Source organism: Escherichia sp. KCJ4928 (genome assembly GCF_004352695.1).
GTDB lineage: Bacteria > Pseudomonadota > Gammaproteobacteria > Enterobacterales > Enterobacteriaceae > ECMA0423.
Genome location: NZ_SJWV01000228.1, coordinates 1 through 5600 on the forward strand (window position 1 = coordinate 1; position 5600 = coordinate 5600).

At 44.6% G+C, this 5600-nt stretch carries 5 protein-coding genes; 4 read left to right on the top strand and 1 reads right to left on the bottom strand.

Translation table 11 applies throughout. The features are described 5' to 3' along the window. Positions 1-260 precede the first annotated feature (260 nt). Genes rfaD through rfaL form a run of 4 tightly spaced genes read left to right on the top strand, consistent with a single transcriptional unit; the run spans position 261 to position 4450 of the window. Positions 261-1193: an ADP-glyceromanno-heptose 6-epimerase gene (rfaD, locus tag E0D98_RS21005; protein WP_000587764.1), complete on the top strand. Its 933-nt coding sequence runs from the start codon at positions 261-263 to the stop codon at positions 1191-1193. A 9-nt stretch (positions 1194-1202) separates the two neighbouring features. After that, the gene (rfaF, locus tag E0D98_RS21010) at positions 1203-2249 is read left to right on the top strand and encodes an ADP-heptose--LPS heptosyltransferase RfaF (protein WP_000699219.1); all 1047 of its coding nucleotides are present in this window, start codon (positions 1203-1205) and stop codon (positions 2247-2249) included. A gap of 3 nt (positions 2250-2252) precedes the next feature. Further along, positions 2253-3245, top strand: a complete 993-nt coding sequence (gene rfaC, locus E0D98_RS21015) for a lipopolysaccharide heptosyltransferase RfaC (protein ID WP_001264565.1) — start codon at positions 2253-2255, stop codon at positions 3243-3245. Further along, entirely contained in the window at positions 3242-4450 is a 1209-nt protein-coding gene (gene rfaL / locus E0D98_RS21020) for an O-antigen ligase RfaL (protein ID WP_000204745.1), read from the top strand. The genes rfaC and rfaL overlap by 4 nt, the downstream gene beginning before the upstream one ends. A gap of 35 nt (positions 4451-4485) precedes the next feature. On the opposite strand, the gene E0D98_RS21025 is transcribed toward rfaL, so the two are convergent. Further along, positions 4486-5600: lipopolysaccharide N-acetylglucosaminyltransferase (locus E0D98_RS21025; protein WP_205713027.1), on the bottom strand; the 1115-nt coding region annotated here is incomplete at its 5' end.

Here is a 5600-nt window from a genome sequence, read left to right on the forward strand (position 1 = left end):
TATTAACAGAATGTATACTGTATATTATCCATTCAAATGCTTCCGTTATTTATCATACATCGGAATATTGATACTAAAGCACTATTCACATGCAAAACCAACATCCGCCATGAAGGACTAGCTAAAACCCAAACTAGTTTGTTGCAATTAGCATCCTTGCACCTCTATGTAAAGGGCTGAAGGGATTCGGATGTGATGGTATGATTACAGACATTCGTGTCTGAGATTGTCTCTGACTCCATAATTCGAAGGTTACAGTTATGATCATCGTTACCGGCGGCGCGGGCTTTATCGGCAGCAACATCGTTAAAGCCCTGAATGATAAAGGCATCACCGATATTCTGGTGGTGGACAACCTGAAAGACGGCACCAAGTTTGTGAACCTGGTGGATCTGAATATCGCAGACTATATGGATAAGGAAGACTTCCTGATCCAGATTATGGCTGGCGAAGAGTTCGGCGATGTCGAAGCGATTTTCCACGAAGGCGCGTGCTCTTCCACCACCGAGTGGGACGGCAAGTATATGATGGATAACAACTATCAATACTCCAAGGAGCTGCTGCACTACTGCCTGGAGCGTGAAATCCCGTTCCTGTACGCTTCTTCCGCAGCCACCTACGGCGGACGCACCTCCGACTTTATTGAATCCCGCGAGTACGAAAAACCGTTGAACGTCTACGGTTACTCAAAATTCCTGTTTGATGAATATGTTCGCCAAATCCTGCCGGAAGCGAACTCGCAGATTGTTGGCTTCCGCTATTTCAACGTTTATGGACCGCGTGAAGGCCATAAAGGCAGCATGGCGAGCGTCGCTTTCCATCTCAACACCCAGCTTAATAACGGTGAATCACCGAAGCTGTTCGAAGGTAGCGAGAACTTTAAACGCGACTTCGTCTATGTTGGCGATGTGGCAGATGTAAACCTGTGGTTCCTGGAAAATGGCGTTTCCGGCATCTTCAACCTCGGCACCGGTCGTGCGGAATCCTTCCAGGCTGTAGCTGATGCTACGCTGGCTTATCACAAGAAAGGCCAGATCGAATACATTCCGTTCCCGGATAAGCTGAAAGGCCGCTACCAGGCGTTCACTCAGGCAGATCTGACAAATCTGCGCGCGGCGGGTTACGACAAACCGTTCAAAACCGTTGCTGAAGGTGTAACGGAATACATGGCCTGGCTGAATCGCGACGCATAAGAGCTCTGCATGAAAATACTGGTGATCGGCCCGTCTTGGGTTGGCGACATGATGATGTCGCAAAGTCTCTATCGCACGCTCCAGGCGCGCTATCCCCAGGCGATAATCGATGTGATGGCACCGGCATGGTGCCGTCCATTATTATCGCGGATGCCGGAAGTTAACGAAGCTATCCCTATGCCTCTCGGTCACGGAGCGCTGGAAATCGGCGAACGCCGCAAACTGGGTCATAGCCTGCGTGAAAAGCGCTACGACCGCGCCTACGTCTTACCTAACTCCTTCAAATCCGCATTAGTGCCTTTCTTCGCGGGTATTCCTCATCGCACCGGCTGGCGCGGCGAGATGCGCTACGGTTTACTCAACGATGTACGCGTGCTCGATAAAGAAGCCTGGCCGCTAATGGTGGAACGCTATATAGCGCTGGCCTATGACAAAGGCATTATGCGCACAGCACAAGATCTGCCGCAGCCATTGTTATGGCCGCAGTTGCAGGTGAGCGAAGGTGAAAAATCATATACCTGTAATCAATTTTCGCTTTCATCAGAACGTCCGATGATTGGTTTTTGCCCGGGTGCGGAGTTTGGTCCGGCAAAACGCTGGCCACACTACCACTATGCGGAGCTGGCAAAGCAGCTGATTGATGAAGGTTATCAGGTGGTTCTGTTTGGCTCGGCGAAAGATCATGAAGCAGGCAATGAGATTCTTGCCGCTTTAAATACCGAGCAGCAGGCATGGTGTCGGAACCTGGCGGGGGAAACACAGCTTGATCAAGCGGTTATCCTGATTGCAGCCTGTAAAGCCATTGTCACTAACGATTCTGGCCTGATGCACGTTGCGGCGGCGCTCAATCGTCCGCTGGTTGCCCTGTATGGTCCAAGTAGCCCGGACTTCACACCGCCGCTATCCCATAAAGCGCGCGTGATCCGTCTGATTACCGGCTATCACAAAGTGCGTAAAGGTGACGCTGCGGAGGGTTATCACCAGAGCTTGATCGACATTACTCCCCAGCGCGTACTGGAAGAACTCAACGCGCTATTGTTACAAGAGGAAGCCTGACGGATGCGGGTTTTGATCGTTAAAACATCGTCGATGGGCGATGTTCTCCATACGTTGCCCGCACTCACTGATGCCCAGCAGGCAATCCCAGGGATTAAGTTTGACTGGGTGGTGGAAGAAGGGTTCGCACAGATTCCTTCCTGGCACGCTGCCGTTGAGCGAGTTATTCCTGTGGCAATACGTCGCTGGCGTAAAGCCTGGTTCTCGGCCCCCATAAAAGCTGAACGCAAAGCGTTTCGTGAAGCGCTACAAGCAGAGAACTATGACGCAGTTATCGACGCTCAGGGGCTGGTAAAAAGCGCGGCACTGGTGACACGTCTGGCGCATGGCGTAAAGCATGGATTGGACTGGCAAACCGCTCGCGAACCTTTAGCCAGCCTGTTTTACAATTGTAAGCATCATATTGCAAAACAGCAGCACGCCGTAGAACGCACCCGCGAACTGTTTGCCAAAAGTTTGGGCTATAGCAAACCGCAAACCCAGGGCGATTATGCTATCGCACAGCATTTTCTGACGAACCTGCCTACAGATGCTGGCGAATATGCCGTATTTCTTCATGCGACGACCCGTGATGATAAACACTGGCCGGAAGAACACTGGCGAGAATTGATTGGTTTACTGGCTGATTCAGGAATACGGATTAAACTTCCGTGGGGCGCGCCGCATGAGGAAGAACGGGCGAAACGACTGGCGGAAGGATTTGCTTATGTTGAAGTATTGCCGAAGATGAGTCTGGAAGGCGTTGCCCGCGTGCTGGCCGGGGCTAAATTTGTAGTGTCGGTGGATACGGGGTTAAGCCATTTAACGGCGGCACTGGATAGACCCAATATCACGGTTTATGGACCAACCGATCCGGGATTAATTGGTGGGTATGGGAAGAATCAAGTAGAGTGTCGTTCTACAAGTATGTCTCTTGCAGATTTGCCAGCTCAAACCGTTTTTCAAAATTTAAATCTTGAAATAATAACCAATAAGTTGACATCGGAGATAAGATGACCTCAACATTATTTTTCTCTCTCGAGAAAAAAAACTGGATAGCGTACTGGAACAGAGCTCTCGTATTCTTATTCATTACCACCTATTTTTTGGGTGGGATTACAAGGTATAAACATCTTATTGTTATTCTTATGACAATAACGACAATCGTCTATCTCTGCAAACGGCCAAAACACTATCTCTCACTATTTAAAACATTTCTTTTTGGTAGTGTTGCCATATTAACTATTGCTGCATTGCTGTCACTTCTTCAATCCCCTGATGCAGGTGCTAGCATGAAGGAAATTTTCAAAGCTATTATTGAGAATACTTTACTATGCACAATAGCAATACCGATCATATTGAGAGACGAGAAAAGAGAAGATGTCGAAAAAATCGTTTTCTTCTCATTTATTAGTGCGTTGGGCTTACGCTGTTTTTCTGAATTGATTACCTATTATAAGGACTATCAACAAGGGATAATGCCATTCGCAGATTATAGACACCGTAGCATTTCTGACTCGATGGTCTTTTTATTCCCTGCATTGTTAAATCTCTGGCTTATCAAATCAGCAAAATACCGCATTTCTTTTGTGGTTCTAAGCGTTATTTTTATTTTTCTGATATTAGGAACTTTATCCAGAGGGGCCTGGCTTTCCGTGTTAGTCATTGGATTAATATGGATTCTGATGTTTAAACAATGGAAGTTACTATTAGTAGGAGTAATGGTTGCCATCATTGCATTGTCGGTTATTTTCACACATAAGGAGATGACCGCAAAGCTAACGTATAAACTTCAACAAACTAATAGTTCTTATCGCTATGCAAATGGTACTCAAGGCAGCGCACTCGATCTAATATTAGAAAATCCTGTTATTGGTTATGGTTACGGTAACGTTGCATATAAAGATGTCTATAATAAACGTGTCATTGATTATCCAGAATGGACCTTTAGACAATCAATAGGGCCACATAATTTTGCGCTATTCATCTGGTTTGGCACTGGTTTATTAGGGCTGGTAAGTCTTATGATGCTATACTGTGTAATATTGAAAGAGTGTATAAAAAATGGCGTCAAGAATAAATATCGCTCACCATATAATGCATATTATATAATCTTACTATCTTTTATAGGTTATTTTGTTATCCGTGGAAACGTAGAACAAATTGAACCAAATTTATTAGGCGTTTACGCCGGCTTATTATTAGCGATGAAAAACAAATAAAAAATAAAAAAGGCTGCATAATGCGGCCTTTTTATTTATTCAAACCAATTATGAATAACCTCTTCGAATCTTTGAGTTACGCCATCCCAACTGTAGTGTTCAAACACAAAGTCCTGACCTTGCTTTGCAACTGCTGTTAATTCAGGATTCGCTAACGTTTTTAAAATATCGCTGCTTATGGAGTCTGCAGTCATAGGTTCTTTTAAATGGAATCCCGTAGTATTTTCTTTGACAAATTCCGTCATCCCCCCACGCGTACTCACTAAAACAGGCTTACCAGCACCCATAGCTTCAATTGCCACCATGCAAAATGGTTCCTGGAACTGGGAAGGAATGACGACTAAATCTGCCAGTGGGTAATAACAATGCATCTTTTCAGGCGGTATGCTTCCTAACATAATGCAACGATCCTTCAAACGTTTTGCAATTTCCCTGACATTGCGTTGATATGCACCTTTGTCACTTTTACTCATTTCTGTATAATCACCAATCACAACTAATTTTAAATTTTTGTGAGCAGCGGCCAATTTTTCGAATGATTGCATCAACAGCAATATGCCTTTGTCAGGGACGATACGCCCAGCATAAAAAATAATTTTCTCTTCAGGGGAGATATTAAGTTCGCTTCTAGTGATCGGCTGAAAATTAGATTGATAGGTTTCTAAATCAATTCCATTTGGTACAATCTCAATATCTGCATTTGCTAAATAAGATTGGTAATACTTTTTCAAGTATAAACTAGGCACTATCATTTTAACATTTTGCTCAAGCAATTTTGGTTCAAATGCATTATGCATATGTATAACCACTCTTGCCTGAGGAGCTCGCTTACGAATTTGAGTGTATAGCTTCATGCTATTATGAACTACAATAACACTTTCTTTCGTTATAGGAAAATCATGTGCAATATTCAATATTCTCTGTGAATATGGAAGAGGATCAAGTCTTGTCCATTTTTGAAATAACCGCTTATATATGCGACTGAATCCAACCCTATGAATACTACAATTATCATTAACAAAGGTGTAATTTGAGTATCCTGGATTTTTGATACAAACAATACGATTTGGAAAATTGGTACGCTGAGCAACCTGATACATCCACGTTTCAACAGCAGCCGCTCCGCGAGGAGGAATTGAAAAAATAGGAG